The sequence below is a fragment of the Streptomyces sp. NPDC030995 genome, assembly GCF_055571215.1.
The window spans coordinates 352,088-378,083 of sequence record NZ_JBVIFS010000001.1; the positions used below are offsets into that span (position 1 = coordinate 352,088).

At 70.5% G+C, this 25,996-nt stretch carries 26 protein-coding genes; 12 read left to right on the forward strand and 14 right to left on the reverse strand.

All coding sequences use genetic code 11. The features are described 5' to 3' along the window. Nucleotides 1–26: 26 nt before the first annotated feature. The 4 genes from ACZ45T_RS01705 to ACZ45T_RS01720 form a co-directional block, all read right to left on the reverse strand. A complete protein-coding gene (locus tag ACZ45T_RS01705) occupies nt 27–944 on the reverse strand; it encodes a hypothetical protein (RefSeq protein WP_468436318.1) in 918 nt (305 codons plus the stop codon). Continuing rightward, nucleotides 941–2,839 carry an alpha/beta hydrolase gene (locus ACZ45T_RS01710; RefSeq protein WP_468436320.1) on the reverse strand — a complete coding sequence of 633 codons (1,899 nt, stop codon included), beginning with the start codon at nt 2,837–2,839 and terminating at the stop codon, nt 941–943. Before ACZ45T_RS01710 ends, ACZ45T_RS01705 begins: the two co-directional genes overlap by 4 nt. 9 nt (nt 2,840–2,848) lie before the next feature. Further along, complete coding sequence (locus tag ACZ45T_RS01715) at nt 2,849–3,271, reverse strand: hypothetical protein (RefSeq protein ID WP_468436322.1); 423 nt, start codon at nt 3,269–3,271, stop codon at nt 2,849–2,851. Nucleotides 3,272–3,645: 374 nt separating this feature from the next. After that, nucleotides 3,646–4,224, reverse strand: a complete 579-nt coding sequence (locus ACZ45T_RS01720) for a TetR/AcrR family transcriptional regulator (protein ID WP_468436324.1) — start codon at nt 4,222–4,224, stop codon at nt 3,646–3,648. Nucleotides 4,225–4,372: 148 nt separating this feature from the next. Between ACZ45T_RS01720 and ACZ45T_RS01725 the strand changes: the two genes are divergently transcribed. The 3 genes from ACZ45T_RS01725 (at nt 4,373) to ACZ45T_RS01735 (ending at nt 7,408) form a co-directional block, all read left to right on the forward strand. After that, nucleotides 4,373–5,983: an MDR family MFS transporter gene (locus ACZ45T_RS01725; RefSeq protein WP_468436326.1), complete on the forward strand. Its 1,611-nt coding sequence runs from the start codon at nt 4,373–4,375 to the stop codon at nt 5,981–5,983. Nucleotides 5,984–6,171: 188 nt separating this feature from the next. Next, on the forward strand, nt 6,172–6,972 hold the full coding sequence (locus tag ACZ45T_RS01730; RefSeq protein ID WP_468436329.1) for a polysaccharide deacetylase family protein: 801 nt from the start codon (nt 6,172–6,174) through the stop codon (nt 6,970–6,972). A gap of 106 nt (nt 6,973–7,078) precedes the next feature. Next, on the forward strand, nt 7,079–7,408 hold the full coding sequence (locus ACZ45T_RS01735) for a nuclear transport factor 2-like protein (protein WP_468436331.1): 330 nt from the start codon (nt 7,079–7,081) through the stop codon (nt 7,406–7,408). 61 nt (nt 7,409–7,469) lie between these two features. Here the strand turns inward: ACZ45T_RS01735 and ACZ45T_RS01740 are convergent, their stop codons facing one another. Next, nucleotides 7,470–7,694: a hypothetical protein gene (locus ACZ45T_RS01740; RefSeq protein WP_468436333.1), complete on the reverse strand. Its 225-nt coding sequence runs from the start codon at nt 7,692–7,694 to the stop codon at nt 7,470–7,472. Between the two features lie 180 nt (nt 7,695–7,874). Between ACZ45T_RS01740 and ACZ45T_RS01745 the strand changes: the two genes are divergently transcribed. Beyond that, complete coding sequence (locus ACZ45T_RS01745; protein WP_468436335.1) at nt 7,875–8,501, forward strand: hypothetical protein; 627 nt, start codon at nt 7,875–7,877, stop codon at nt 8,499–8,501. A 135-nt stretch (nt 8,502–8,636) separates the two neighbouring features. Here ACZ45T_RS01745 and ACZ45T_RS01750 read toward each other — a convergent pair whose 3' ends face one another. From ACZ45T_RS01750 to ACZ45T_RS01760, 3 genes are all read right to left on the reverse strand, one after another. Further along, nucleotides 8,637–9,923, reverse strand: coding sequence for an extracellular solute-binding protein (locus ACZ45T_RS01750; protein WP_468436338.1), 1,287 nt, complete (start codon nt 9,921–9,923; stop codon nt 8,637–8,639). A 287-nt stretch (nt 9,924–10,210) separates the two neighbouring features. Further along, on the reverse strand, nt 10,211–10,828 hold the full coding sequence (locus ACZ45T_RS01755; protein ID WP_468436340.1) for an SMI1/KNR4 family protein: 618 nt from the start codon (nt 10,826–10,828) through the stop codon (nt 10,211–10,213). A 59-nt stretch (nt 10,829–10,887) separates the two neighbouring features. Continuing rightward, nucleotides 10,888–11,256: a DUF192 domain-containing protein gene (locus ACZ45T_RS01760; protein ID WP_468436342.1), complete on the reverse strand. Its 369-nt coding sequence runs from the start codon at nt 11,254–11,256 to the stop codon at nt 10,888–10,890. Nucleotides 11,257–11,422: 166 nt separating this feature from the next. Between ACZ45T_RS01760 and ACZ45T_RS01765 the strand changes: the two genes are divergently transcribed. Beyond that, on the forward strand, nt 11,423–12,196 hold the full coding sequence (locus ACZ45T_RS01765) for a prepilin peptidase (RefSeq protein ID WP_468436363.1): 774 nt from the start codon (nt 11,423–11,425) through the stop codon (nt 12,194–12,196). 131 nt (nt 12,197–12,327) lie between these two features. On the opposite strand, the gene mgrA is transcribed toward ACZ45T_RS01765, so the two are convergent. After that, nucleotides 12,328–13,365 carry an L-glyceraldehyde 3-phosphate reductase gene (gene mgrA, locus ACZ45T_RS01770; RefSeq protein WP_468436368.1) on the reverse strand — a complete coding sequence of 346 codons (1,038 nt, stop codon included), beginning with the start codon at nt 13,363–13,365 and terminating at the stop codon, nt 12,328–12,330. Between the two features lie 127 nt (nt 13,366–13,492). On the opposite strand from mgrA, the gene ACZ45T_RS01775 reads away from it, so the two are divergent. The 6 genes from ACZ45T_RS01775 (at nt 13,493) to ACZ45T_RS01800 (ending at nt 19,987) form a co-directional block, all read left to right on the forward strand. Next, entirely contained in the window at nt 13,493–14,254 is a 762-nt protein-coding gene (locus ACZ45T_RS01775; protein WP_468436370.1) for an isoprenyl transferase, read from the forward strand. A 384-nt stretch (nt 14,255–14,638) separates the two neighbouring features. Then, nucleotides 14,639–15,955, forward strand: coding sequence for a PhoH family protein (locus ACZ45T_RS01780; RefSeq protein WP_468436372.1), 1,317 nt, complete (start codon nt 14,639–14,641; stop codon nt 15,953–15,955). 416 nt (nt 15,956–16,371) lie between these two features. Continuing rightward, nucleotides 16,372–17,064 (forward strand): aggregation-promoting factor C-terminal-like domain-containing protein, encoded by a 693-nt coding sequence (locus ACZ45T_RS01785; protein WP_468436374.1) that lies wholly within the window; start codon nt 16,372–16,374, stop codon nt 17,062–17,064. Between the two features lie 107 nt (nt 17,065–17,171). Then, nucleotides 17,172–18,551, forward strand: a complete 1,380-nt coding sequence (locus ACZ45T_RS01790) for an AI-2E family transporter (RefSeq protein WP_468436376.1) — start codon at nt 17,172–17,174, stop codon at nt 18,549–18,551. 66 nt (nt 18,552–18,617) lie between these two features. Continuing rightward, entirely contained in the window at nt 18,618–19,313 is a 696-nt protein-coding gene (locus tag ACZ45T_RS01795) for a hypothetical protein (RefSeq protein ID WP_468436378.1), read from the forward strand. Then, on the forward strand, nt 19,310–19,987 hold the full coding sequence (locus ACZ45T_RS01800) for a hypothetical protein (RefSeq protein ID WP_468436380.1): 678 nt from the start codon (nt 19,310–19,312) through the stop codon (nt 19,985–19,987). Before ACZ45T_RS01795 ends, ACZ45T_RS01800 begins: the two co-directional genes overlap by 4 nt. Before the next feature lie 68 nt (nt 19,988–20,055). On the opposite strand, the gene ACZ45T_RS01805 is transcribed toward ACZ45T_RS01800, so the two are convergent. After that, a complete protein-coding gene (locus tag ACZ45T_RS01805; protein WP_468436382.1) occupies nt 20,056–20,592 on the reverse strand; it encodes an alkyl hydroperoxide reductase in 537 nt (178 codons plus the stop codon). 3 nt (nt 20,593–20,595) lie between these two features. Beyond that, on the reverse strand, nt 20,596–21,150 hold the full coding sequence (locus ACZ45T_RS01810) for a peroxiredoxin (protein ID WP_468436384.1): 555 nt from the start codon (nt 21,148–21,150) through the stop codon (nt 20,596–20,598). Nucleotides 21,151–21,285: 135 nt separating this feature from the next. On the opposite strand from ACZ45T_RS01810, the gene ACZ45T_RS01815 reads away from it, so the two are divergent. Then, entirely contained in the window at nt 21,286–22,233 is a 948-nt protein-coding gene (locus ACZ45T_RS01815; protein ID WP_468436386.1) for a hydrogen peroxide-inducible genes activator, read from the forward strand. Between the two features lie 66 nt (nt 22,234–22,299). Here the strand turns inward: ACZ45T_RS01815 and ACZ45T_RS01820 are convergent, their stop codons facing one another. Genes ACZ45T_RS01820 through ACZ45T_RS01830 form a run of 3 tightly spaced genes read right to left on the reverse strand, consistent with a single transcriptional unit; the run spans nt 22,300 to nt 25,849 of the window. Further along, nucleotides 22,300–24,609 carry an ABC transporter permease gene (locus ACZ45T_RS01820; RefSeq protein WP_468437002.1) on the reverse strand — a complete coding sequence of 770 codons (2,310 nt, stop codon included), beginning with the start codon at nt 24,607–24,609 and terminating at the stop codon, nt 22,300–22,302. Between the two features lie 32 nt (nt 24,610–24,641). Continuing rightward, nucleotides 24,642–25,328, reverse strand: a complete 687-nt coding sequence (locus ACZ45T_RS01825) for an ABC transporter ATP-binding protein (RefSeq protein ID WP_468436388.1) — start codon at nt 25,326–25,328, stop codon at nt 24,642–24,644. Further along, nucleotides 25,325–25,849, reverse strand: a complete 525-nt coding sequence (locus ACZ45T_RS01830; protein ID WP_468436390.1) for a PadR family transcriptional regulator — start codon at nt 25,847–25,849, stop codon at nt 25,325–25,327. The genes ACZ45T_RS01825 and ACZ45T_RS01830 overlap by 4 nt, the downstream gene beginning before the upstream one ends. Nucleotides 25,850–25,996 lie beyond the last annotated feature (147 nt).

The following is a 25,996-nucleotide window of genomic DNA, read 5'->3' on the forward strand; positions in this document are numbered from 1 at the left end:
GTGGGGGCCGCGGACTTCTCAGAGGTTCACGCCGAAGGCGGGGTGTGGATCACGGGGGTGGCCGGGCCGGTGACGCCGATGTTCAGGCCGCCGTCGTCGGACCGGGCCAGCTGGGCCACCACCTCGTCGGCCGGGTTGAGGGCGACGAGGCGGCCCGGGACGCCGCGGACCTGCCAGCCCGAGCCCTCGAAGTGCTCCTGCGCGCGTGCCATCGCCCGGGCCGCCCGGTCCTCGGCCAGGGGTTCGGTCGCCCAGGCGTGGTGGACGTAGGTCGCGCCCTCGTTCTCGACCGTACGCAGCTCCCCGCCGCCCGCGGCGTCGTGCCGTACGTGCAGGGCGTCGTAGATCCGGCTGGAGTGCGCGAGCACCGCCTGCTGCGAGGCCTCGTCCGCGGACGGCGACAGGGCCTGCGGGGTGGGGGAGGCGCCCTGCTCGGGCTTCGGGTAGCAGGGAGAGGTGATGGTGATGTAGGCGATGCCCTCGCCGGTGCTCGCGTTCGTGATGCCGACGCCGCCGCTCATCCAGAAGTCGTCGGGCTCGGTGCGCATGCTGATGGACGGGTCCGGCTTGCTCCAGTCGCCCTCGCCCTCCTTGGTCTTGAACTTGTACCCCTGTGCGACCCAGGCGTCCCGGACCTGGCCGAGGAGGTCCTTCGCGGCGGAGCCGGGCACGTTCGTCAGCTGGTACCGGAGGCCCACCTGGTCCCGCTTGCTGCTCCCGGAATCGGCCAGGCAGGCGCCGGGACCCTGGGTGCCCACCGGCTGCAGGGTGGGCCGCGGCGACATGCCGGCCACCGCCTGCTGGACGATCTGGTCGGCACGGGATACGGCCTGCTGCTCGTTCATGGTCACCTTCTCCGTCGGCTTCTCCTGGCCCGCGCACGCGGCCGTCGTTCCCATCAGCGCGAGGAGCGCTCCCGATGCCACAACTCTGCGGAGGTTCATGATTTCTTCCCTGTCACTATGCCGCCCATGGCTGTCAGGGAGTCGCCCTCCCAGTACTGCGAGTGTGCAGGCATGAGCTCCCCACCCTCGCCGACCGATTTGCCGGGGGCCACGCCGAAGGTCCGGCCGCCGAAGTTGTCCGTCGTCGGGTCCGTTCCGTACAGGATGGAGTGGTCATCGAGCAGCTCGACGAATCCCGGCGGGTAGAAGGGCCCGAGAAGCGCGCCGGCCACCGCGTTGGGTGAGGGGGCGATGTTGATCATGTCGTTCTTGGCCGTGGCCGCCCACACGTGGTCCGGCGGAACGCCCAGATCCTTGGCGTGGTCCACACCGACGCCCGGGCTGCCCACGAAGATGACGTTGTCCACGGGCATGTCGGGGTGCTCGGCCAGGGCCTTGCCCGCGACCAGCGTCCCGTAGCTGTGGCCGAGGACGGTGGAGTTCACCGGGCCGCCGGTGTGGGCGGTGTCGACCCCGGTGAGGAATCGGCTCAGCGGTTCTTTCGCGTCGTTGGCCCAGCTGTCGCTGGCGGCCTCCGGCACGATGCTCTGAGGGGCCTCGTAGCCGAGCCAGAGGATCGACGCCGTCTGCCGGCCGGGATCCTGGGACTGCGCTTCGGCCCGAAGGCCCTCAGCCCGCTTGAGGTCGCCCTCGATGTCCGACAGGTTCGAGTACGTCCCCGGCACGTACGTCACCACGTTGTCCGCCGTGTCGGGGTTGCCGATCGAGACGATGGCCTGGCCGCCCTTGGTGTCGGCGAAGCCCAGGAGGAAGCCCTCGGGCCGGTTGCCGGTCTCGGACTCGGTGAGCCGGTCCTGGACGTGCTGCATCCCGTCCAGCCGACTCTGCATCTCCTTGCGCTTCTCGTCCCACTTCTGCCACTCCCGCGACTCGATCTGCGCGCCCTTGACCTCGCGGCCGGTGATCGGGCTGATGTATTTCTCGTACCGGGGCGGCTCCTTGCCGCGCCAGGCGTCCAGCTCGACCTGGCGCGTGCCGTGGTTCTCGGCCAGGACCACGCGGTTCGCCGTGTCGCGCGTCTCCGACGGGATGCCGTCCAGGGCGCCGACGCTGGCGGGGTAGAGCGAGGTGTACTCGTCGCGCTGCTCCTGGCTGAGCCCGTTCCACCAGGCCTGGTTCTCCGCGGGGGACTTGCCGTGCGGGATGTCCGAGTCCTTGAGGTACTTGCCTGCGGCGTCGCGCGTGTGCTGGAGGTCCTTCGCCGCGTCCGCCCAGACCTTGTCGTCGACGCGCAGGCCGCGCTCCACCTTGAGCTCGGAGAGGGCGGTGCGGTAGCGGGAGTCGATCTCCGCCGCCATGCGGCAGGCGGAGGCGATGCGTTCCGCTATGGCCTCGGCCTTGGCCCTGTTCGGGTTCGCGGGAAGCAGGCCCCCGTTCGCCCCGGGGGACAGCGGACCGTTCGCCCCGGGACCGAGCAGCAGCGGGCTGCTCGACCCCGGGCCCAGCAGCAGCGGGCTGCCGGTCCGCGGCGCCGCCGTGCCCGCCTCGGTGGGCTTCAGGTACGGGCTGGACGGTTCACCGGCCGGATACGAGACCGAGCCGTCCTGGTGGACCGTGAATCCAAGTCCCTCGGCGTCCTCCAGGGCCTGCTTGAGCCGGCTCTGCGGGGTGACCACTTCGGCGGCGAAGCCGTTCAGGGCCGTACGGACGAGCCCGCACTCGGCGTGGATGTACTGGAAGTTGCGCGCCAGCCGGCTCAGGTCGCCGAGGGCCGCGTCGGCGGTCTGCCCCTTCTGCGTGTCGCGCAGCTTCGCGAGCATCTCGTTCTCGACGCGCTCCTTGGCCGCGTAGGCACGGCTGCTGACTTCGCCCCAGCCGTCCGCCGCCTCCTGGTACTCGGTGGGCTTGAAGTCCTTAAGGTGCTGCCAGGTCATCATGCGGCGCTACCGGCCCTTGTCCGTGCCGTCGGGGCGAACGCCGTTGAATCCGGCCCCGACCCGGTGGTCGACCTCGCCGAACTCCTTGCCCGCCGTCTTCAGCGAGCCCTCCAGCCGCGTGCACTCGGCCCGGACGTCCTCGAGGCGGCCCTTCCAGGAGGTGCGGACCTCTCCGAGGATCGCGGGCAGCATGAAGCCTTCGAGGGTGGGGACGACGCCCTCGTGGGAGCTGTCCAGCCTGCCCAGGGCGGTGTTGGTGGTCACGGTCAGTTCCGAGGAGACACCGGAGGCGCCGGTCCACGGCCCCTGGCTCACGTCGAGGTCTTTGCTGCCCCCGCCGCCGCCCCCGTCCCCGGGTGTGTTCGCCGACGCCAAGTTCATCCGGGGCGAAGCGTCGAACAGCTTCTCCCACTCGGGGCTCAGCCCCATAAGTCCCTCCCCACATCACACGCCACCAGAATCCCCACACCGTACGGGAGATCGAATGGCGGGACGTGAGTACGAATACCCATGTGGATGGGTTGCCGGGCTCCATCGGCGGCACCCGCCGGCCCAGACGGGGTCGGGTGTGTGCCGGGGCGTCCCCGCAGGGCGCCGAACACAACACCGCCGCAATCCCCGACCCCTCGCCACGTTCGGCGCCCGAGGAGACGCCCCGGCGCGCGCCCGGCCCCGCCGGAACCGGCCCCCGACCCGACCCGGCCCGGGAGGGCAACGGCCCCGGCGCAACCGCCCCGTACGGGCGCCGCGGCCAACCTGCGGAACCAGCCCGGCACGAGCGGCGCAGCCAACCGCCCCGAGGGCTACGCCTCGTGGTGGGCCTGCGTGATGAGGTCGATGGCGACCTCCAGCGCGGCCAGCCGGGTCTCCTCCGGGTCGCTCTCCATGTGCTGGAGGAACATCATCCCCGCGTGCATCGTGAACAGGGCGCTGACGCAGCGCACCTGGTCCGTCAGCGGAGCGTCCTCGGTGCGTACCAGCTCCACCAGGCGGAAGAGCCGCTTCTTCATCGTCTCGCCGATGGTCAACTCGCGCATCGTCGCCTGGTTCTCCTGCATGAAGCGGAACAGCGGGGCGCACGCCGCCACCGCCTCGCTGTAGCGCCGCAGCAGTTCCTTCTTCATCTCCAGGGTGCGCGGCTGCCGTTCCGCCCACATGATCAGCTCGTCGATGGGCCGGGTCAGGTCCTCGAAGATGCTGATGATGATGTCTTCCTTGGTCTTGAAGTGGTAGTACAGCGCCGCCTTCGTGACCTCCAGCCGCTCCGCGATCTCGCGCAGCGACGTCTTCTCGTACCCCTGCTCGGCGAGGAGCTCCAGTGCGACGTCCTGGATGCGCTGACGCGTGTCGCCACGGCGTCGCTGCGGACTGCTGCTGGACATGACTCTCCCCAATTACTTACTTGACGCCCGGCTAGTTGCGGGTCTACCGTCCCCATTGTAGTGAACTAGCCGGTCGGCAAGTAAGGGCCGGTGAACGGGCGAGTACCGAGTATCAGAAGACGTACGAAGAAGTACCAGGGGAGTGGACATGGCGGCGGACATGGCGAAGACGGCCGGGCCCTCGGGGGAGGTGAAGCCGCGCAGCGTGCGGGTCGTCCTGATGGCGCTCATGATCGCGATGCTGCTGGCCATGCTCGACAACATGATCATCGGTACCGCGATGCCCACGATCGTCGGCGAGCTCGGCGGCCTGGAGCACCTCTCGTGGGTGGTCACCGCGTACACGCTGGCCACCGCGGCCTCCACCCCCATCTGGGGCAAGATCGGCGACATGTACGGGCGGAAGGGCTCCTTCCTCACCTCGATCGTCATCTTCCTGATCGGCTCCGTGCTCAGCGGAATGGCCCAGGACATGGGCCAGCTGATCGGCTTCCGCGCGATCCAGGGCCTCGGCGCCGGCGGTCTGATGGTCGGTGTCATGGCGATCATCGGCGACCTGATCCCGCCCCGTGAGCGCGGCAAGTACCAGGGCATGATGGCCGGTGTGATGGCCCTCGCCATGATCGGCGGCCCGCTGGTCGGCGGCACCATCACCGACCACATGGGCTGGCGCTGGTCCTTCTACATCAACCTGCCGCTCGGCGCCGTCGCGCTCGCGATGGTGACGGCGGTGCTGCACCTGCCGAAGAGGACGGAGCAGACGCGCCCGAAGATCGACTACCTCGGCGCCGCACTGCTGACCATCGCCATCACCTCCACCGTGCTGGTCACCACCTGGGGTGGCACCGAGTACGCCTGGGGCTCCGCCGAGATCCTCGGCCTGATCGCCGTCGGCGTGCTCTCGACCGCCGCCTTCCTCTACGCCGAGACCAAGGCCGCCGAGCCGGTCATGCCGCTGCACATCTTCCGCAGCCGCAACTTCACCCTCATGTCCGTGATCGGCTTCCTGGTCGGCTTCGCGATGTTCGGCGGCGTGCTCTACCTTCCGCTGTTCCAGCAGTCGGTGCAGGGCGCCTCCGCCACCAACTCGGGCCTGCTCCTGCTGCCCATGCTGCTCTCGATGATGGCCGTCTCGCTGATCGCGGGCCGCATCACCACCAACAGCGGCAAGTACAAGATCTTCCCGATCGTCGGCGGCGCGCTCATGGTCGTCGGGCTGTTCCTGCTCGCGACCATGGACACCGGCACCTCCCGCCTCGTCTCGGGCGTCTACATGGCCGTCCTCGGCGCCGGACTCGGCTTCCTGATGCAGATCACCATGCTGGTCGCGCAGAACAGCGTCGAGATGAAGGACATGGGCGTCGCCTCCTCCTCGGCGACCCTCTTCCGTACGCTCGGCGGCTCCTTCGGCGTGGCCCTGATGGGCTCGCTCTTCACCGCCCGGGTCACGGACACCATGTCCGAGCGCCTGGGCCCGGAGGCCGCCACGGCCGCGGGCTCCGCCCAGTTGGACGCCGCGAGCCTGGCCAAGCTGCCGGAGGCCGTGCGCGAGGCCTACCAGCACGCGGTGGCCGCCGGTACGCACTCCGCGTTCCTGCTCGGCGCGGCCATCGCCGTACTGGGCTTCGCGGCCGCCTGGTTCGTCAAGGAGGTCCCGCTGCGCGGCGCGGGTCCGGCCCCGGCCGGCGGCGACGACACCGCTGACACCGCTGACGGCGCCAAGGCCGCCCCGGCGCAGCAGGAGTCGCTCGCACACTGACGAACGACATGAGCAACGGCCAGGCCCCGGTGGACGAATGGATCCACCGGGGCCAGGCCGTTGTCGCGTCACATCAGTCCCGTCTGTCCCATTAACTAGATTTTATGGGTCAATTGGCTGGAACCTCCCTGCTGTGCCGAACGTCCTGATCTCCAGAACGCTCACAAGGCGGATGGGGAGTGGACAGCATGAACAAGCAGGGCATCCGGGCCCGCGCGGCCGTCGCGGCCTCGGCCGTGGCGGTGGCGGCGACGGTCTGGGGAGTGGCGGCCTTCGTCGAGTCGGGGCACAAGTCGGCGAACCAGAACGTGTCGCGGCAGAACGAGGCCGAGGGGCACGGTGACCAGGCGTCAGGAAAACAGCAGCAACCGCAGCGGATACCCGAGTCCATAGCCCACGCGTCGGAGAGCGGCGCGAACGCCGTCAACATCACGATCGACGACGGCCCCGACCCCCGATGGACCCCGAAGGTGCTGGACGTCCTGCGGAAGCACGACGTGAAGGCCACCTTCTGCATGGTCGGGCCGCAGGCCAAGGCCCACCCCGACCTGGTCAAGAAGGTGGTCGCGGCCGGGCACCGGCTCTGCGACCACACCATGGACCACGACACGGCCATGGACAAGAAGCCCGTCGCCTACCAGGAACAGCAGATCCTGGACGCGAAGAGGCTGATAGAGGAAGCCGCGGGCGGCGGCGCCGAGGTCGATTACTACCGGGCCCCCGGCGGCGCGTTCACCCCCGACAGCCGGCGCATCGCCGCGGCGAACGGCATGCGCCCGCTCGGCTGGAACGTCGACACCAAGGACTTCGAGAAGCCCGGCGTCGCCGCCATCGTCGACGCCGTCAAGCGCGAGATGGGCAACGGCCCGACGGTGCTCTTCCACGACGGGGGCGGCAACCGCGCCCAGAGCGTCGAGGCCCTCGACCAGGTCCTGGCCTGGCTGGGGGAGCAGGGCCGGCCGACCGGCTTCCCGGTCCGCACCTCCTGACACGCCGTCCGGCAGCGAACGGGTGAGGGTCGACGACCTGGCCGGGCCCCGGGTGTTCCCTGGTCGGGCACGTACGAACGCCCGCCCGCCCGACCAGGAGGCCCCCGTGACCATCGCCCCCGCCAAACTGTCCGACCCCGTCGTCGGCGCCCTCGTCGCCGCCGTCAACGCGCATGACAAGGACGCCTTCCTCGCACTCCTGACCGCCGACGCGACCATGTCCGACGACGGATCCGACCGCGACCTCCACGAGTGGATCGAGAAGGAGATCTTCGGCTCCGGCGGCCACATGAACGTCCAGTCCGAGTCCAACGGCGGCCGCTCCCTGGTCGTCGACTACCGCAACGACACCTGGGGCGAGATGCGCACCGCCTGGCACTTCACCATCGCCCCCGGCGGCGGCAGGATCAGCCGCTTCGAGACCGGCCAGGCCTGAACGACCGGACCCTGAACTACCGGGCCCTGAACTACCGGGCCCTGAACTACCGGGCCCTGAACTACCGGGCCCGCGCCGCCTTCAGCACCGCCGCCGTCAGGCGCCCGTTCTCCGGCGCCGCACCGCCCGGGAAGCCGTAGCGGCGGCGCGTGTACCCGTACGCGATCCCCGTGACCGGGTCGGCCAGACCCAGTGCGCCCGCCGCCCCGCTGTGCCCGAAGGCCTGCGGGCCCACCGCCGGCTGCTGCGAGAAGCCCAGCCCGAAGTGGTCCGGTTCCGTCGTCACGGCGTCCGGGCCCGGCGTGTGCAGCTTCGCGACCTCCGCCGCCGTGTCCGCCTTCAGCAGCGGAGCCCGGCCGTCGACCGCGCCCCGGCGGGCTTCCGGCGGGCCCGCCGGGGGCTCCCGTACGGGTGAAAGCGCGCGCGGCGTCGTTCCGGCCCGCCGGAGGGTCCCGTTGGACCGGGCATGAAGCGCACCCGCATCGCCGCTGTCGCCCTCGCCACCGCCGCGGCGGCCCTCGCCCCCGCCCTCGGCCAGCCGGCCACCGCCGCGGAGGGAACGGCGTACCTCCAGGATCCGGCAGGCGGCGAGAAGACCATGAAGTCGATGTGGACCAAGGACGACAAGCACAAGCTGGAAGGGCAGTTCCGCTTCCACCCCGGGGTCCAGTACAAGACGGTCACCCGCCCCGGCCCCTCCGGCGCGCCGGACTACGAGCGGCAGGTCGCCGACCCCAAGACCCTCGCCTGGCAGCCGTCTTACGAGTTCGCCTGGCAGGTGTCGGACTCGACCGTGGTGGAGAGGGCGGTGACGGTCAAGGAGGGCGAGCACCCGATCGTCGTGGACGCCGAGCTGTTCACCGCGGACGGGGTGAAGGTGGCGGAGGTGCACCGGGAGCTGGGCGGGAAGCCGGCGACGGGGCGCGAGAAGGTCGCGGGCGGCAAGCGGATCGCGTGTGACACCGGCGAGTACAAGGTGAAGTGGTCGGTCACGCGTTCCGGCTACGGGACGCTCACGGGCACGATGCCCTGGAACTCCAGCTGCGAGCAGTACCGGACGGCGTTCGCGTCCGACCACGGAAAGCAGCGCTGAGGCCGGCCGCCCCGTGCACCTTGTGGGTGCTCGTCGGGCGACTGGACCGCGGCCCTGGATCAAGTGCCGTAGTGGCCATGGTGCCGCACGGGGTGGTCTGCGGCAGGGGGCGAAGGTCCCGTGTCGAGGGGAACTTCAGTGCTTCTTGGCGGCCTGGCTCGCCTGGGAGGCGATGTCCTCCAGGACGCCCTTCGGGTCGCCGCTCGGTTCCACGGCCCGTCCGATGTTGCGCTTGATGGTGTCGCTGACCGTCACCCAGGACGGGTCGTTCACCGGGTAGAGCTGGGCCGTGCGCAGGGCCGTCAGGAACTGCGTGTCATTGGCGTCCAGGCCGCCGCCGGCCGGGGTGCGCGCCGCGGTGACGGTGGACGGCAGCAGGTGGTAGCGGCCGGCGAAGTCCGACAGGTTCTTGTCCTGGTAGACGAAGTCGATGAACTTTCCGATCTCGTCGCGCTTGCCGTTCTGCTTGAACGCCATCATCCAGTCGGCCACGCCGACCGCCGGCGGGGTCTCCCCGGTGCCGAGGTTGTCCGAGACGGGCATGGCGGTGGTGCCGACGCTGATGCCCTTGGCCTTCGCGTCGTGGGCGAGCGAGGGGTAGCCGTTGAGCATGCCGACCTCGCCGCGCGTGAAGGCGGCGAAGGCGTCGGCGCGGTTCAGCTGGGACGGCGGGGTGGGGCCGGTGAGCCCGGGGGTGACCAGGTTGCCCTTGACCCAGTTCCAGGTCTGGATGTTCTGGTCGGAGGCCAGGCTGTAGTTCCCGCTGCTGTCGGCGTAACCGCCGCCGTTGCTCAGCTCCCAGATCATCGCCTCGGCATGCGCCTCCTCCGGGCCCAGGGGCAGGGCGTACGGGTACTTCACGCCCTTGTCCTTGAGCGCCTTGGCGGCGGCCCTGAGGTCGGACCAGGTCTTGGGGGCGTCCTTGATGCCGGCCTTCGCGAAGAGCGCCTCGTTGTAGAAGAGGAGGCGGCTGCTCGCCACGAAGGGCAGGCCGTAGAGGGTGTTGCCGATGGAGCCCGCGTCGGCGAGCGGCTGGAGGAAATTCGCCTCGGCGGTGACCGAGAGAAGTTCGTCCGCGGCATAGAGCTTGCCCTGGGCCGCGAAGTCCGAGTAAGAGCCCATGAGAGCGACATCCGGCGCCTTGCCGGCCTTGACCATACGGGAGACCTCGCGGTCGATGTCGGCCCACGGCAGCAGCTTGACCTCGACCTTGATTCCCGGGTTGGCTGCGGTGAAATCAGCCGTCACCTTGTCCCAGAACGCCTTCGAACTGTTGGCCGGGCTGTCGCCGTATTCGGCGGCGACCAGACGCAGCGTGCCGCTGTCACCTGCATTGCCGCCGGCCACACCACACCCGGCCAGGGGTATCAGCAGACCGAGCACGACCGTGGTGGATGCCGCGCTGAAAATTCTTCGTCGCACGGGTGTATTCCCCTGATTTTCTTTCGGATCCCGTTATTACTTATGAGTTACTCCGGGCTGAGGTGTGCCTGCATGGCCCGTTGGCCGGAATTCTCTCCTGCCGGTGGGGTGGTTGATTCCATTGGGGGCGCACTTGTGTTCAATGCTCCAAGTGGGGCTTTTCTGAATGGTGTTTTCCGATATGTGATCGACAAATTGGACGCGCGTAGACATGCCGAAAAGCCCGTTTCCGGTCGCGGAAACGGGCTGTGGGGCTGTGGGGCTGGGGCTGAGTGTGTGGGCCGGCGCTAGTCGGCGAACTCGCCCGCGTACGGATCGGGCTCGCCCGTCTCCGGGTTGCGTCCCTCCTGCCAGCGGCGCTGGGCCTTGCGCCAGTGCACGAAGCTGAGGTGGCCGCCGTCCCAGAAGGTGATGCTGACGGGGCTCACGTCGAACTCGTCGGAGCAGAGCCGGTAGAGGAATTCGGCCATACCGTACGGATACAGCGCGAAGGAGTCGGCGGTGTGCCGCCCGCAGACCAGGACCGGCCAGCGGTCGGGGTCCGGGTCGGTGGTGAGCCAGCACAGGATGTCCGAGCCGCCGGTGACGCCCCAGGCGATGATCGCCTCCGGGTCCACGTCGAAGGCGGCCCGGCCGCCCTCCGCCTCCCAGACCTGCCGGGCGTTGCCGGTCTCCTCGGTCATCTCGGCCGGGTCCCACTGGAGGCCGGGCTTGGGCAGCGGCAGCAGGATGCTGGCCTCGCCGTTGATGGAGCCCGCGCCGAAGCGGCCCATGAACGCGATGAAGTCGGCCGGGAAACGGGTCCCCCAGACGGCCTCGGCCGCCGGCCAGTCGATGTCCTCGTCGGCACCGTGCGTCGCCGGCATGATCTGCTCCAGCGCCTTGATCCGCGCGTTCTCCGTCATGCCGCTCCCCTGTTGCCCCAGCTCAACCGCCCCAACCTACTGCCGGTGAGGGGACACGCCTAGCGGGTGTCCACGTTGAGGCCGACCTCGACCCCGACCCCGACCCGCAGCCCCCAGCCGGCCATGGCGCCGGCCTCCGCCTCCAGGACGTGCCGGGAACGGAGCCGGGGGAGCCCGAGCCGGCCGGGGGGCATGGTGACCACGGCGAGCACGCGCAGGTTCCGGTCGAGGTACGCCACGTCGATCGCGAACCGCATCCGGAAGGTGTGCACGCTCGCGGCCGGGGTCAGCAGCAGCGCGCCCTCGATCCCGTCCCGCCCGAGCAACCCCCGGGTGCGGGCCCGGTAGGAAGCGGCGACCTCCAGGGGGATCGCCGTCGGGTCCGCGCCGACCAGCAGGGCGCCGTTGCCGTCACGCCAGTTCGCCATGGCGGCCAGCCTAGGGTGCGGGTGCCGCTGCGCGGAGCTGGTCCCCGCCCCGCCCTTTCTCCGTTTCTCCCCCAGCTACCGCTGGGAGGTGCCCCCAGGGGCTCCGCCCCGGACCCCGCGCCTCAAACGCCGGCGAGGCTGAATCATCCAGCGCTACCGTCGCAGGATGGGTGTGGTCGTGATCCTTCTTGCCGCCGGGTACGGCGCCGCAGCCGGGCTGTTACTGCCGCGCGCGCTCTACCGGTTCTCCGTCGAGCCGGAGGAGCCCTGGCGCGACCGCTGCCCGCAGGGCCACCGCCTGCGCGGCTGGCTCGGCCCGGCCCGCTGCCGGGTTCCCACGGGGGTTGTCGTGCAGGGCCCGGACACCCCGCCGCCCGCGCCAACCGCCCCGCACGCCTACGGGAGCCGCACCGTCCCCCTCGCCGCCCTCGCCGGGGCGGTCTGCGCCGCGCTCGGAGCGGCCGTCGGGGCGCGGCCCGAGGCGCTGGCCTATGTGGGGCTGGCCCCGGCGCTCGTGCTGCTCGCGCTCGTCGACCGTGCCGTGCACCGGCTGCCCGACGTACTGACCCTGCCGCTCGCCGCCGCGGTCGCCGCCGGGCTCGGTGCGGCCGCCCTCCTGCCCCGCGCCGGAGGCGACTGGCGGCTCGCGCTGCTCGGCGGTGGGGCGCTCGGAGCCGCGTACCTCTTCCTCTTCCTGATCAACCCCGCGGGCATGGGCTTCGGCGACGTCAAGCTGGCGCTCTCGCTGGGGGTCGCCCTTGGGTGGTACGGGTGGGGGGTATGGGCCGCAGGGGCCTTCCTGGGCTTCCTCTACGGGGCCCTGTACGGGCTGGCCCTAGTGCTGAGCGGCCCCGCGACCCGCAAGCAGGGCTTCGCCTTCGGGCCCTTCATGGCGGCCGGAGCACTCACCGGAGTGCTGCTGGGTGGTTTCGGAGCGTAATCGTTCCGCGCCAATGCACGCATCACGCTTTACGAAGGGTTATGGTGGAACCCCCCCCTCGGGCCGGTCCGTATCCCCCCCACGGACCGGCCCGTTTTTTGTTTCACGCACCCCGTAGGCAAACGCGCAGGTCAGCCGCGCTGGGCCCAGAGGTTGGTGCCGGGGGTGGACACCGCGAGGGAGTCGATCTCCTCCAACTCGGCCTGGGAGAGCGGCTCTGCCGCCAGCGCGGCCACGTTCTCCTCCAGCTGTCGCACGCTCGAAGCGCCGATCAGAGCCGAGGTCATCCGGTCGTCGCGGAGCACCCACTTCAGTGCGAGCTGGGCCAGCGACTGGCCGCGGCGGGCCGCGATGTCGTTCAGCCCGTTGAGCCGGCGGAGCACCTCGTCCGAGAGCATGTCCGGGTTCAGGGACTTGCCCTGCGTGGCCCGCGAGCCCTCCGGGATCTCCTTCAGGTACTTGCCGGTCAGCAGCCCCTGCGCGAGCGGCGCGAAGGAGATGCACCCCATGCCGGCGTCCTCCAGGGTGTCCAGCAGGCCGTCCTCCTCCGTCCAGCGGTTGATCATGGAGTACGAGGGCTGGTGGATCAGTGGACGCACGCCCATCTCGCGCAGGATCCGCGCGGCCTCGGCCGTCTGCTCCGCCGTGTACGAGGAGATGCCCACGTACAGCGCCTTGCCCTGCTGGACCGCGGACGCGAGCGCGCCCATGGTCTCCTCCAGCGGGGTCTCCGGGTCGAAGCGGTGCGAGTAGAAGATGTCGACGTAGTCCACGCCCATCCGCTTCAGCGAGGCGTCGAGCGAGCTGAGCAGGTACTTCCGGCTGCCCCACTCGCCGTACGGCCCGGCGTGCATCAGGTAGCCGGCCTTGGTGGAGAGGATCAGCTCGTCGCGGTAGGAGGCGAAGTCCTGCGCGAAGATCTTGCCGAAGTTCAGCTCGGCCGAGCCGGGCGGCGGGCCGTAGTTGTTCGCCAGGTCGAAGTGGGTCACTCCGAGGTCGAAGGCCCGGCGCAGGATCGCCCGCTGGGACTCCAGGGACTTGTCGTCGCCGAAGTTGTGCCAGAGGCCCAGGGAGATGGCGGGGAGCTTGAGGCCGCTGTGGCCGGTGCGGCGGTAGTCCATGAAGGCGTAGCGCGAGGGCTCTGCCCGATAGGGATCGGTATCAGTCACGTTGTCCTCCCTATCACGGAGTTGTGACAGACCGAGTTGGGTACCCCATCCCGCCGCGCAGTAATGTGGCCGCCTCGGGGGAGACCGCAATTCGCACGGGGGCATTGCACGGAGGGGCTGGAAGATCGTGAAGCTGCGCGACCTGGTGTACAGGCTCTATGCACGCCGGGTGGAAGGCCGCCTCGACCATGACGCGGCGCCCAAGCACATCGGCGTCATCCTGGACGGGAACAGGCGCTGGGCGAAGGCGTCCGGAGGTACGACGGAGCAGGGCCACCAGGCCGGAGCCGACAAGATCTCCGAGATGCTGGGCTGGTGCACCGAGACGGACGTCGAGGTCGTCACCCTGTGGATGCTCTCCACGGACAATCTGGACCGGCCGGAGGTCGAGCTCCGCCCGCTGCTCAACATCATCGAGAACACCGTGCGGGGCCTCGCCGCGGACGGCCGCTGGCGCGTCCATCACGTCGGCAACCTCGACATCCTGCCCGCCGGGACGCAGACGGTGCTGAAGGAGGCCGAGGAGGCCACCCACGGCGTCGACGGGATACTCGTCAACGTCGCCGTCGGCTACGGCGGCCGTCAGGAGATCGCCGACGCGGTCCGCTCGCTGCTGCTGGAGCACGCGCAGAAGGGCACCTCCTTCGAGGAGCTCGCCGAGATCCTCGACATCGACCACATCGCCGAGCACCTCTACACGCGCGGCCAGCCCGACCCGGACCTCGTGATCCGCACCAGCGGCGAGCAGCGGCTGTCCGGATTCATGCTGTGGCAGAGCGCGCACTCGGAGTACTACTTCTGCGAGGTCTTCTGGCCGGCCTTCCGCAAGGTCGACTTCCTGCGGGCCCTGCGCGACTACGCCGCCCGCCACCGGCGCTACGGCACCTGAGCCCTTCCCTTCCTGCCCCCGGGGGGTCTGACGGCCCCTCGGTCCCGGCATGCCCTCTCCCCTCCCTCCCCTCCCTCTCCTCCCTCTCCTCGACTCCCCTCTCCTCCCCGCGAACCCTTCACCAGGGATTCACCGAGCGTCCGTCATATGCCATGGCATGGCCTGGCCTGTTCGGGGAATATCCCTTTCAGGTCGATGCCCGATCCACGGGTGTCGAGTCTCAGCGGACGGCATGGGGTCGTCCGCCCGGGAGGCCCTTTGCACCAGGACGCACGTGCGGTTCGCACGGACGAAGTGGGAGGGCCGGAAATCGGCCCCGGCATGGGTGCCGATGACCGGTCCGGTCTTCATGGCCCGACCTCTTCCGAGGGGGTACGTCCTTCCGTGGTGACCAGCACAAAGCGCCGCCTGCCCGACAGGCGGACCTACGTCCTCGACACCAGCGTCCTGCTGGCAGACCCCAACGCGATCACCCGCTTCGACGAGCACGAGGTCGTGCTCCCGATCGTGGTGATCACCGAGCTGGAGGCAAAGAGGCACCATCCCGAACTCGGCTACTTCGCGCGCCAGGCCCTGCGCCTGCTCGACGACTTCCGGGTCCGGTACGGACGTCTCGACGCCCCCATCCCGCTGGGCGATCTGGGCGGCACCCTGCGCGTCGAGCTCAACCACTCCGACCCGGGCGTCCTGCCCGCCGGCTTCAGGCTGGGGGACAACGACTCGCGCATCCTGGCGGTCGCCCGCAACCTTCAGGCCGAGGGCTACGACGTCACGGTGGTCTCGAAGGATCTTCCCCTGCGCATCAAGGCCTCCTCCGTGGGGCTGCTCGCCGAGGAGTACCGCGCGGAGCTCGCCATCACCGATGCCGGCTGGACCGGCATGGGCGAGCTCGCCCTCTCCGGCGAACAGGTCGACCTCCTCTACTCGGAGGAACGGCTCTACGTGCCGGAGGCCGCCGAACTGCCCGTGCACACCGGACTGGTCCTGCAGTCCGAGCGCGGCAAGGCCCTGGGCCGGGTCACCTCCGACGGCAACGTGAAGCTCGTACGGGGCGACCGCGAGGCCTTCGGGCTCCACGGCCGCAGCGCCGAGCAGCGCATCGCCCTGGACCTCCTCCTGGACCCCGAGATCGGGATCATCTCGATGGGCGGCCGGGCCGGCACCGGAAAGTCGGCGCTGGCGCTCTGCGCGGGCCTGGAAGCGGTGCTGGAGCGGAGGCAGCATCAGAAGGTGATGGTCTTCCGGCCGCTGTACGCGGTGGGCGGGCAGGACCTCGGCTATCTGCCCGGGGACGCCGCCGAGAAGATGAGCCCCTGGGCCCAGGCGGTCTTCGACACCCTCTCGGCGGTCGCCGGGCGCGAGGTCATCGAGGAGGTGCTGAACCGCGGGATGCTGGAGGTCCTGCCGCTCACGCACATCCGCGGCCGCTCGCTGCACGACGCCTTCGTGATCGTGGACGAGGCGCAGTCGCTGGAGCGGAACGTCCTTCTGACCGTTCTGTCCCGAATCGGTGCCAATTCGCGGGTCGTTCTGACCCACGACGTCGCCCAGCGGGACAACCTGCGGGTCGGCCGGTACGACGGAGTCGTCGCCGTGGTCGAGAAGCTGAAGGGGCATCCGCTCTTCGCGCACGTCACGCTGACGCGTTCCGAGCGCTCGCCGATCGCCGCCCTGGTCACCGAGATGCTCGAAACCCTGTAAGGGGCGCAGAGGGCTAAAACGCCCATAGCGGGAAAGGAAGTTGGCGCCGCCCGGCAAAGGCCCGAGAGCCTAGCCGGGCGGCGTCGTGCTGCACAGGGCTTTGTCGAAAACAGCGGCGACATGCCAGGTGTGACCTTTCCCACGCAACGGAGAATTGCCTTGCGGCGTCGCGTTCCGGCAGAGTCTGGTTTCCGTCAGGCCCCGCATACGGCACATCTGTACCTCCAGTGAGGTACGCGCAGCACCACAACTCCACAGTCGATCGCCGTATGCCGCCCGGAGCTTCACGCGGCAGCCCCCGCAAGGGAGTTGCCCACGGGCCCGCGCCTCCAGTGACCGTAGAACCACGGAGGCCAGAGTCGAGGGGCACTTTTGCGCCCGCGCGGTCACTGCGGATGCTGCTGGAAGGACACCGTGTGAGCCGGATCTCGGTCCGGGGGTTCGCCGTGGCTTCGGCCACCGCGGTCACCACCGTCGGCGCAGTCGTTGGCGTTGCCACTGGCGACCCCACGAACGATCTCGAAACGACCGCGTCCGGGGCGACCCTCCTCGCCGACATCCCGGTCGGCGACCAGGCGCAGGTCCAGAGCGCGTCCCTGACGCAGCAGGCCGACACCATCGCCCACGCCGCCGACGCCGACGCCAAGCGTTCGGCCGAGGAGGCCGCCCGCCTCCAGGCCGCCGAGGACGCCAAGGCCAAGAAGGCGGAGGCGCAGAAGGAAGCGGACGAGAAGGCGAAGAAGGAGCGCGAGGCGAAGGAAGCGGCCAGCCGCTCCGCCGCCCGCGACGCCGGCGACTTCGCCCTCCAGAGCTCCTACACGGTCGCGCAGGTCAAGGCCATCGCCCAGCAGATGGTCCCGGCCGGCCAGTTCCAGTGCTTCTCGAACATCATCAACCAGGAATCCACCTGGAACTACAAGGCCGTCAACTCGTCCTCGGGTGCCTACGGTCTCGTCCAGGCGCTCCCGGGCTCGAAGATGGCCTCGGCCGGAGCCGACTGGCGCACCAACCCCGCGACGCAGATCAAGTGGGGCCTGAACTACATGGAAGACCGCTACGGCAGCCCGTGTGCCGCCTGGACCTTCCACCAGGCCAACGGCTGGTACTAGCCACCGCTCAACCTCCAGGAGCCCCGCACCGTCCTACGGTGCGGGGCTCCTCGCGTGTACGGTCTTCGAGGTGTGCCCGCAGACCGGGGGCGGGGGAAGGAAGCGACATGACGAAGAGGGCAGGCTGGCTCGGCCGGCTGGGAAACAGGCTGAACCAGCTGGAGGCGCGGCTGAACGAGCTGCGCGCCGAGGTCGACGCCCAGAGCAGGGGCGACCTGCCGGGGCCCGTCGCGCCCGAACCGGCGCCGGCCCCGTCGGCTCCGCCCGCCCCGCCCGTCGCCGCGCCCCCGGCTCCCGTGGCCCACGCGACCGCCATGGCCGTCCCGGCCGCCCCCGAGCGGCCCGCCCCGGCGAGCGTGATCCCCTGGGGGATGCGCGTGGCCGCCGAGGCCAGCTGGCGGCTGCTGCTGCTCGCCGGGATGCTCTGGGTGCTGATGAAGGTGATCAGCGAAGTCCGCCTGGTCGTCCTCGCCTTCGCCGCCGCCATGCTCGTCACCGCGATGCTCCAGCCCTTCGTCGTCCGGCTCCGCAGACTGGGCCTGCCCAGAGGGCTGGCCACGGCCGTCACCGCGATCCTGGGCTTCGTGGTCATCGGGCTCGTCGGCTGGTTCGTGGTCTGGCAGGTCATGGAGAACCTCGACGACCTCTCCAACCGGGTGCGCGAGGGCATCAACGAACTCAAGCTCTGGGCACTGGACAGTCCGTTCCACGTGACCGAGAAGCAGATCAACGACATCGCGAAGAACCTCAGCGAGACCATCGGCACCAACACCGAGCAGATCACCTCCGCCGGACTGCAAGGCGTGACGGTGCTCGTCGAGGTCATGACGGGCATGCTGCTGGCGATGTTCTCCACGCTCTTCCTGCTCTACGACGGCAAGCGCATCTGGACCTGGACGCTCGGCCTGGTCCCCGCCGCCGCCCGGCCCGGAGTGGCGGGCGCCGGACCGCGCGCCTGGCGCACGCTGACCGCGTACGTACGGGGCACCGTCCTCGTCGCGCTCATCGACGCCATCTTCATCGGCCTCGGCATCTACTTCCTCCACGTGCCGATGGCCGTCCCCCTCGCCGTCTTCATCTTCCTGTTCGCCTTCATCCCGCTGGTCGGCGCGGTGGTCTCGGGCGCCCTCGCGGTGGTCGTGGCCCTCGTGACCCAGGGCGTGTGGACCGCCCTGATGGTGCTGCTCGTGGTGCTGGCCGTGCAGCAGATCGAGGGGCACGTGCTCCAGCCCTTCATCCTGGGCCGGGCGGTACGGGTGCACCCGCTCGCGGTGGTGCTGTCGGTGGCCGCCGGCGGGATGATCGCAGGCATCGGCGGAGCGGTGGTCGCCGTACCGCTGGTCGCCGTCACCAACACGGTGGTGGGCTACCTGAAGGCGTACTCGCGCGAGCACCACCACGGAGCCGGAGCGGTCGGCCCGGCGCCGCACGGCTCGACCGCCCTGGGCCGGCCGCTGCCCGAAGAGGCGGGCCAGAGCAGGTCATAACACCGTGGACACGGGGGCGATTTGATGGGTCTGCGATGATCGACCAGGGACATCTAGGGGGCAGGCGTGATCACCGATCCGGAGATCGACGGGGACTGGGATACCGCGAGGCCGGCGGAGCAGCTCGCTCCGCGCGAGCGGACGGCGGGCGGTCCCGGGACTCGGCCGTGGCTGTGGGCGCTGGGCGGGGTGGTGGCGGCGTCGGCGGTGTGGGCCGGCGGGCTGTACTTCTTCGGGGACCGGCTGGCTGAGCCGACGATCTCGTACCGGGCGACGAAGAACCTGTGCGAGGACTTCCGGGGCCGGACGCTGAGCGGGCTGACCGGAGACCTGCACAAGAGACCGATGAACCAGGAGAGCGACCACCCGGCCGTGTATGGGGCAGCGTGCGTGCTGAACAACGTCGAGGGCGTGCCGGACTTCATCGTGAGCGCACAGGTCGACCTGCACAAGAAGACCGACCCCTCGGCCGAGTTCGACGTACCGCCGCTGGAGGACATCGCTTATAGCGGCGACGTGCGCAGGGAAGCGGTGCCGGACCTCGGCGAGCGTGCTGTCATGACCACGTCCTCCTCTGGTTACGTACAGGAGCTCAAGGTGCTGGACGGCGGTGCGGTGTTCACCGTCCAGGTGATCGCCAACGCGACCTACGCCCAGAAGAATGACCGCCCCGCCACTGACGCCACAGCAGTCCAGGCGGCGATGATCGAGGACATGCGGGAGCTGGTGGCAGCGCTCAAGAAGTCGGAGGGGGCGGGATGATCGGGGAGCCCGAGCTCGACGGTGAATGGGACGGCGGACACGCGACCGCGCCGGCGCAGGCCGCCGCCGCGCCGCCCGAGTCCGTACGGCGGCGGGCGCGGCCGTGGTGGTGGGCCGTGGGCGGCATCCTCCTGGCGTCGGCGGTCTGGGCGGGGGTCCTGGCCGCGCAGAATCGGTTCGCCGACGCGTCCCCGCCGATCGCCTACCGGCACACCGAGGACCTGTGCAAGGTGGTGCGCCTGGACCAGCTGGGCGGGATCGCCGGGGGGTTCAAGGACAGCATGCCGAAGCACGGCGAGAAGCCCGCCCTGGACTGGTCCTACTGCGAGTACGGCATGCAATGGACCGAGGACAAGGTCACGTACGTGACCCAGGTGCTGGTCGAACTGCACAAGAAGAACGATCCGGGGCCCGAGTTCGGCGCCGGACCCGGCCTGCATCCGGACCTGAGCGTGATGGGCGTACCCGTGGAAGAGGTCCCCGGGCTCGGGGAGCGGGCGCTGCTCTTCGCGCAGGTGTCGCGGCCCCGGCTGCTGGTCCTCGACGGCGGCGCGGTCTTCACCCTCACCGTGGACGCGTACTCGCAAGGCGACGTCGTCGAGCCGGACGAGGACACCGTCAAGGCGGCGATGATCGAGGACATGCGCGCGCTGATGGCCGCCCTGAAGAAGTGAACGCGCAGGGCCCCCGCGGCCGGAAACGGCTGCGGGGGCCCTGACGGTCGTACAGGTCGTGCAGGTGACTACTCGGCGGCGAGGGCGGCCTCGGCGTCGAGGGTGACCGCGACGGCCTGGATCACCGAGGCGATCTTGAAGGCCTCCTGGATCGTCTCGCGCTCGACGCCCGCCTTGCGCAGGACCTGCTCGTGCGAGTCCAGGCACTGGCCGCAGCCGTTGATCGCGGAGACCGCGAGCGACCACAGCTCGAAGTCGACCTTCTCCACGCCCGGGTTGCCGATGACGTTCATCCGCAGGCCCGCGCGCAGGTTGCCGTACTCCGGGTCGGAGAGCAGGTGCCGGGTGCGGTAGAAGACGTTGTTCATCGCCATGACCGCGGCGGCGGACTTGGCGGCGGTGTACGCCTCCGGCGAGAGGTTCGCCTTCGCCTCGGGCTCCAGCTCACGCAGGACGCGCGGGGAGCGGGCGGCGATCGCGCAGGACAGGACGGTGCCCCACAGCTGCTGCTGCGGGAGGTCGCTGTTGCCGATGACCGAACCGAGGTTCAGCTTCAGGTCCTTGGCGAAGTCCGGTACCGCCGACTTCAGGGAGTCGAGGGACATCCGTCACTCACCGGCCAGCAGCGCGCCGGCGTCGATGGTGCTGTCGCCCTTGTTCCAGTTGCAGGGGCACAGCTCGTCGGTCTGCAGGGCGTCGAGGACCCGCAGGACCTCCTTGGGGTTACGGCCCACGGAACCGGCGGTCACCATCGAGAACTGGATCTCGTTGTTCGGGTCCACGATGAAGACGGCGCGCATCGGGAGGCCGTCCTCGCCGAGGATGCCCAGGTCGGTGGAGAGCTCGCGCTTGATGTCGGACATCATCGGGAAGGGCAGGTCACGCAGGTCGGCGTGGTCCTTGCGCCAGGCGTGGTGCACGTACTCGGAGTCGAGCGAGAAGCCGAGGATCTGCGCGTCGCGGTCGGCGAACTCCTCGTTCAGCTTGCCGAAGGCGGCGATCTCGGTCGGGCACACGAAGGTGAAGTCGAGCGGCCAGGCGAAGACGACCTTCCACTTGCCCTCGTAGGTCTTCTGGTCGATCTGCGCGAACTCGGCACCGGCCTCGAGCGAGACACAGGCGGTCAGGTCGAAGGCGGGGAACTTGTCACCAACAGTGAGCACGCGCTCTCCTTGAGAAATGGAAAATGACCCTTTTGGGGGTTTTCCGATGGGGTTGGACGTATCTCACATGCTGGCACACCTGCATTGATTGCGGAAATAGCTAGTCTTGTGTTGGGTGATCGGAGGTACCTATCAGTGGCTGTGGGTAATAGGGGAGCGAAGCAACCGACTCTCGCTCAGCTGCGCGCCTTCGCGGCCGTCGCCGAGCATCTGCACTTCCGGGACGCCGCCGCGGCCATCGGCATGAGCCAGCCGGCCCTCTCCGGCGCCGTCTCCGCGCTGGAGGAGGCCCTCGGCGTGCAGCTGCTGGAGCGCACCACCCGCAAGGTGCTGCTCTCCCCGGCGGGCGAGCGGATCGCGGTCCGGGCGCAGGTGGTGCTCGACGCCATGGGCGGGCTGCTGGAGGAGGCCGAAGCGGTACGGGCCCCCTTCACCGGGGTCCTGCGGCTCGGGGTGATCCCCACGGTGGCGCCGTACCTGCTGCCGACCGTGCTCGGGCTGTTCCACCGGCGCTACCCCCGGATGGACCTCCAGGTGCACGAGGAACAGACCGCCTCCCTGCTGGAGGGGCTGGCCGGCGGGCGCCTGGACCTGCTCCTGCTGGCCGTGCCGCTCGGCGTCCCCGGGGTCACCGAACTGCCCGTCTTCGACGAGGACTTCGTACTGCTCGCGCCCCGGGAGCACGAGCTGGCCGGGCGCCGGGACATCCCGCTGGAGGAACTGCGCGGACTGCAACTGCTGTTGCTGGACGAAGGCCACTGCCTGCGCGACCAGGCCCTCGACATCTGCCGCGAGGCGGGGCGCACGACCGGGGCGGACGTCACGACGACCGCCGCCGGCCTGTCCACCCTCGTACAGCTGGTCGCCGGGGGACTGGGGGTGACGCTGTTGCCGCGCACCGCGCTGCGGCTGGAGACCGCCCGCAACGAACACCTGTCCACCGGGTACTTCGCCGAGCCGGCGCCCTCCCGGCGGATCGCACTGGCCATGCGCACCGGGACGGCCCGCCAGGAGGAGTTCCGGGCCATCGCCGCCGCGCTGCGCGAGGCCGTACGCCCGCTCCCGGTGTGGCCCACGGACTGAGCGGGCGCGGCTCCGCTGCCGGGGCTCTGCCCCGGACCCCCAGCAGTGAAGCCGCACCCGCCGGGGCTATTCCGTGCGCAGCCCGTCCGGGCGCATCAGGCGCAGCAGCGCCGGCAGGCTGAGTACGGTCACCAGCGCGACCACGCCCGCACCGGCGCCGGTCATCGCCGCGACCGAGGCCCAGTCGATCCGGACGGGGCGGGAGGCCATCCGCATCAGGACGCTCCCCAGCCCCACGCCCACCACCGCGGCCAGGGCCAGGCCCAGCCCGATGGGCAGCGCCGTCTGCCACAGCACCGAAAGGCTCAGCGTGGAGCGTTTGGTACCGAAGGCGACCAGGGACGACAGCAGGCGCCTGCGCTCGCGCAATTGCTCCAGCTGCGAGACGAGCAGGCTCGCGGCGATCAGGATCAGCACGGCGGTCGCACCGAAGAACAGCCCGGTGCGGATCGCGGAGTAACCGGAGTCCTCCCGGGTGGACTTCAGCGTCATCGTGCGACTGAGCGGATCCGCCTTGAAGACGGCCGTACGGGCCAGTTCCATGGCGTCCGGCACGGACTCGTCGAGCTGGACGAACACCTGGGCGGACCCGGCCTCCTCCGCGCCCTTCGGGGCGAGCGAGGGGGTCGCCAGTACCCCGTCGCGCAGCACGCCGGTCGGATCCTCGCGGCTGGCGACCGTGGTCGCCGTGGCCGGGAGGGTCCACTCGACGGTCGTCGCGTCCTGCCGGGTGCCCGGGAGCGGGCTGATGGTCAGCGTGTCGCCGGGCTGCGCGGTGGAGCCGTAGACGCCGGAGTCCTTGTCCGCGGTGCCGGTGAGCACGAAGGCGTCGCCGTCCTTGCAGGAGTCCAGTACGGCGACCTCGCGCAGCGCCTCGCAGGTGCCGACGGTGATCTCGACCCTGCCGCCGGTGTCCGGTCGGCGGTTCGCGTAGACGGCGGCCAGCGGGGCTGCCTTGGCGACGCCCTTGGCGCCGGAGATCTTCGAGGCGAGCTCGTCGCCCCGGTCCCCGTCGGCCGGGGGCAGCAGGACCGAGAGCGCCGCCCGGGACGGGTCGTGGCCGGTGACCAAGGTGTAGTCGTCCTCGACGGCGGCGAAGAGCATCTGCAGGGCGATGGCCCCGGCGACGGCGACGGCGATGCCGTTGACCAGCCGGGCGGCGGGGCCGCTGTTCATCTGGAGGCCGCGGACGGCCAGTTGCCAGGAGACCGGGCCGTTGCCAGACATCAGGGTGACGAGCCGCTCCAGCAGCCAGGGCAGCAGGGCGGTGATGCCGACCAGGAGCAGGGCGACGCCCGCGCTGACCTGCCACTGGTTGAAGTCCTCGCCTCCGTTGCCGCCGCCCGTCAGCGGGACGAGCAGCGCCAGTCCGCCCAGTGGCAGCAGCAGCCGCCACCAGATGCGGCGCCGCCGCGGGGCGGTCCTGCGGACGAGACCGAGCGGCTCGACGACCACACCGCGCAGCGCGAACAGGGTCACGGCGACGGCCGCGGCGGGCACCACGACCGCGACGAGCAGGGCCAGCCACACCGACGGATCGAGGTCGGCGGGGAAGACGCTGCGCTGGCGGAGGGTGACGCTGCCGACGAGTCCGCGGCCGATGGCGAAGAAGCCGACGCCCAGGGCCAGTCCGACCAGCGATCCCGCGAGGGCCTCGCCGGCGGCGATCCGGCGGACCGTCCGGGTGTCGGCGCCGACCAGGCGGATGGCCGCGAGCCGCAGGTCGCGGCGCTCACCGCCGAAGCGGACGGCGGCGGCGATGAACACGGCGACCGGCAGCAGCAGCGCGACGAAGGTCAGCACCACGAGGAGTACCAGGACGGGGTCCAACGGCTCGGACTCCTCCGTGTCGCCGAAGCCGGTGATCCGCTCGACGCGGTACTCCGCCGGGCCGGTCTTGCGCAGGCTGTCGTTGCCCGCGTAGAAGAGCAGCTCGCCGGGACCGACCAGGCCCGCGTCGCCGATGACTTCGGAGACCGGCCAGTCGAGGCGCTCGCGCAGGAGCTTGCCTTCCGAGGAGTTCAGCAGCCGGCGCAGGGCGGGGGAGACGGCCATCTCGCCCGGGCCGGGGATCTTCGTCAGGCCGGGCGGAACGGGTGCGTTCGGGCCCTCGGCCTTGAGGTAGGCACCCTCGATGTCCCTGTTGCGGTACGTCTGGTCGGCGCCCGAGATCAGCAGGGTGTCGGGGCCCGGCCGCTCGGCCGTCGGGGAGTTCATCGTGGAGCGGGCGTCGCCGCGTTCGTAGCGGACGGCGAGCGCGCTCGGCAGGGCGGTGGTGATCAGCAGCAGGGCGACGCCCAGGCCGACGCCTATGCCGGTGAACAGGGTGCGGGTCCAGCCCTCGCGGCCGCCCCCGAAGGCGAAGCGCACACCCATGGAGAGGTCCCGGGCCCATACCCGGAGCGCGCTCACGCGATCCGCTCCATGTCGCGCGTCTTGCCGTCGCGTACGACGATCTCGCGGTCGGAGTAGGCGGCCACGCGGGTCTCGTGCGTGACGAGGACGACGGCGGTGCTGGCGGCCCGGGCGGTCTCGGTGAGCAGTTGCATCACGAGCTCGCCGTTGAGGGAGTTCAGGGCGCCGGTGGGCTCGTCGGCGAAGATCACCCGGGGCCGCGTGACCAGCGCGCGGGCGACGGCCACGCGCTGGCCCTGGCCTCCGGACACCTCGCCGGGGCGCTTGCGGGCCAGGTCCTCGACCTGGATCCGCTCCATCCAGTGCAGGGCGGTCCGCTCGGCCTCCTTGCGCTTGACGCCGGTGAGGCGGAGCGGGAGGGCGACGTTCTCCAGGCAGGTCAGCTCCGGCACGAGCTGGCCGAACTGGAAGACGAAGCCGAAGTCGGTGCGGCGCAGGGCGCTGCGCTCGGCGTCGCTCATGGTGGCGAGCTCGCGGCCGGCGTAGGTGATGGAGCCCGAGTCGGGAGGGACGATCCCGGCGAGGCAGTGCAGCAGGGTGGACTTGCCGGAGCCGGAGGGCCCCATGACGGCGACGATCTCGCCGGCGTGGATGGAGAACTCGGCGCCGTCGAGCGCGTGGGTGGGTCCGTACGCCTTACGGAGGTCCGTGGCGGCGAGCAGAGAGCCGGCGGGGGTCATCGGCACACCTCCTGGGCGAGCTGGTCGAGGCGGGCCGCGGTGAGCTCCAGCCACCGCAGGTCCGCCTCCAGGTGGAACAGCGCGTGGTCGCAGACGAGCTGGTCGGCGATGTCGCCCTTGCGCTTGCGCTGGGTGAGGAGGCGCATGAGGCGCAGGTGCTCGGCGCGCTGGGTGTCCAGCAGCTCGTCCGCGCGGCGGCCGGTGAGCAGCGCGAGGACGACCTTGGTGAAGAGGGTCGAGTGGAGGTACGGCTCGGGCTTCTCGGGTTGCGAGAGCCAGGTCTCGACGTCGGTGATGCCGGCGTCGGTGATGGCGTACCGCTTGCGGTCGGGACCGCCGCCGCTCTCGATGCCGTCGACCTCGACGAGGCCGTTCTTCAGGAGGCGGGACATGGTCGAGTAGACCTGCCCGTAGGCGAGGGGGCGGTCGTGGCCGAACTTCTCGTCGAAGGCGCGCTTGAGGTCGTAGCCGTGGCGCGGGCCGGCCTCGAGGAGGCCGAGGAGGGTGTGACCGATGGACATGCCGCGACTGTACACGGTGTGTATACCCGGGGTGTATAGCTGAGCCTGATCCAGCCTCGCCGGGGGTTGGGGGGGGGGGGGGGGGGGGGGGGGGAGGGAGAGGGGGAGGGGGGGGGGGGGGGGGGGGGGGGGGGGGGGGGGGGGGGG

What these genes read in the sequence shown, in the direction of transcription:
- ACZ45T_RS01705 (WP_468436318.1), bottom strand. Translation starts at nt 944, where the DNA reads ATGAACCTCCGCAGAGTTGTGGCATCGGGAGCGCTCCTCGCGCTGATG.
- ACZ45T_RS01710 (WP_468436320.1), bottom strand. Translation starts at nt 2,839, where the DNA reads ATGACCTGGCAGCACCTTAAGGACTTCAAGCCCACCGAGTACCAGGAG.
- ACZ45T_RS01715 (WP_468436322.1), bottom strand. Translation starts at nt 3,271, where the DNA reads ATGGGGCTGAGCCCCGAGTGGGAGAAGCTGTTCGACGCTTCGCCCCGG.
- ACZ45T_RS01720 (WP_468436324.1), bottom strand. Translation starts at nt 4,224, where the DNA reads ATGTCCAGCAGCAGTCCGCAGCGACGCCGTGGCGACACGCGTCAGCGC.
- ACZ45T_RS01725 (WP_468436326.1), top strand. Translation starts at nt 4,373, where the DNA reads ATGGCGGCGGACATGGCGAAGACGGCCGGGCCCTCGGGGGAGGTGAAG.
- ACZ45T_RS01730 (WP_468436329.1), top strand. Translation starts at nt 6,172, where the DNA reads ATGAACAAGCAGGGCATCCGGGCCCGCGCGGCCGTCGCGGCCTCGGCC.
- ACZ45T_RS01745 (WP_468436335.1), top strand. Translation starts at nt 7,875, where the DNA reads ATGAAGCGCACCCGCATCGCCGCTGTCGCCCTCGCCACCGCCGCGGCG.
- ACZ45T_RS01755 (WP_468436340.1), bottom strand. Translation starts at nt 10,828, where the DNA reads ATGACGGAGAACGCGCGGATCAAGGCGCTGGAGCAGATCATGCCGGCG.
- ACZ45T_RS01760 (WP_468436342.1), bottom strand. Translation starts at nt 11,256, where the DNA reads ATGGCGAACTGGCGTGACGGCAACGGCGCCCTGCTGGTCGGCGCGGAC.
- ACZ45T_RS01765 (WP_468436363.1), top strand. Translation starts at nt 11,423, where the DNA reads ATGGGTGTGGTCGTGATCCTTCTTGCCGCCGGGTACGGCGCCGCAGCC.
- ACZ45T_RS01790 (WP_468436376.1), top strand. Translation starts at nt 17,172, where the DNA reads ATGACGAAGAGGGCAGGCTGGCTCGGCCGGCTGGGAAACAGGCTGAAC.
- ACZ45T_RS01800 (WP_468436380.1), top strand. Translation starts at nt 19,310, where the DNA reads ATGATCGGGGAGCCCGAGCTCGACGGTGAATGGGACGGCGGACACGCG.
- ACZ45T_RS01805 (WP_468436382.1), bottom strand. Translation starts at nt 20,592, where the DNA reads ATGTCCCTCGACTCCCTGAAGTCGGCGGTACCGGACTTCGCCAAGGAC.
- ACZ45T_RS01820 (WP_468437002.1), bottom strand. Translation starts at nt 24,609, where the DNA reads ATGGGTGTGCGCTTCGCCTTCGGGGGCGGCCGCGAGGGCTGGACCCGC.
- ACZ45T_RS01825 (WP_468436388.1), bottom strand. Translation starts at nt 25,328, where the DNA reads ATGACCCCCGCCGGCTCTCTGCTCGCCGCCACGGACCTCCGTAAGGCG.
- ACZ45T_RS01830 (WP_468436390.1), bottom strand. Translation starts at nt 25,849, where the DNA reads ATGTCCATCGGTCACACCCTCCTCGGCCTCCTCGAGGCCGGCCCGCGC.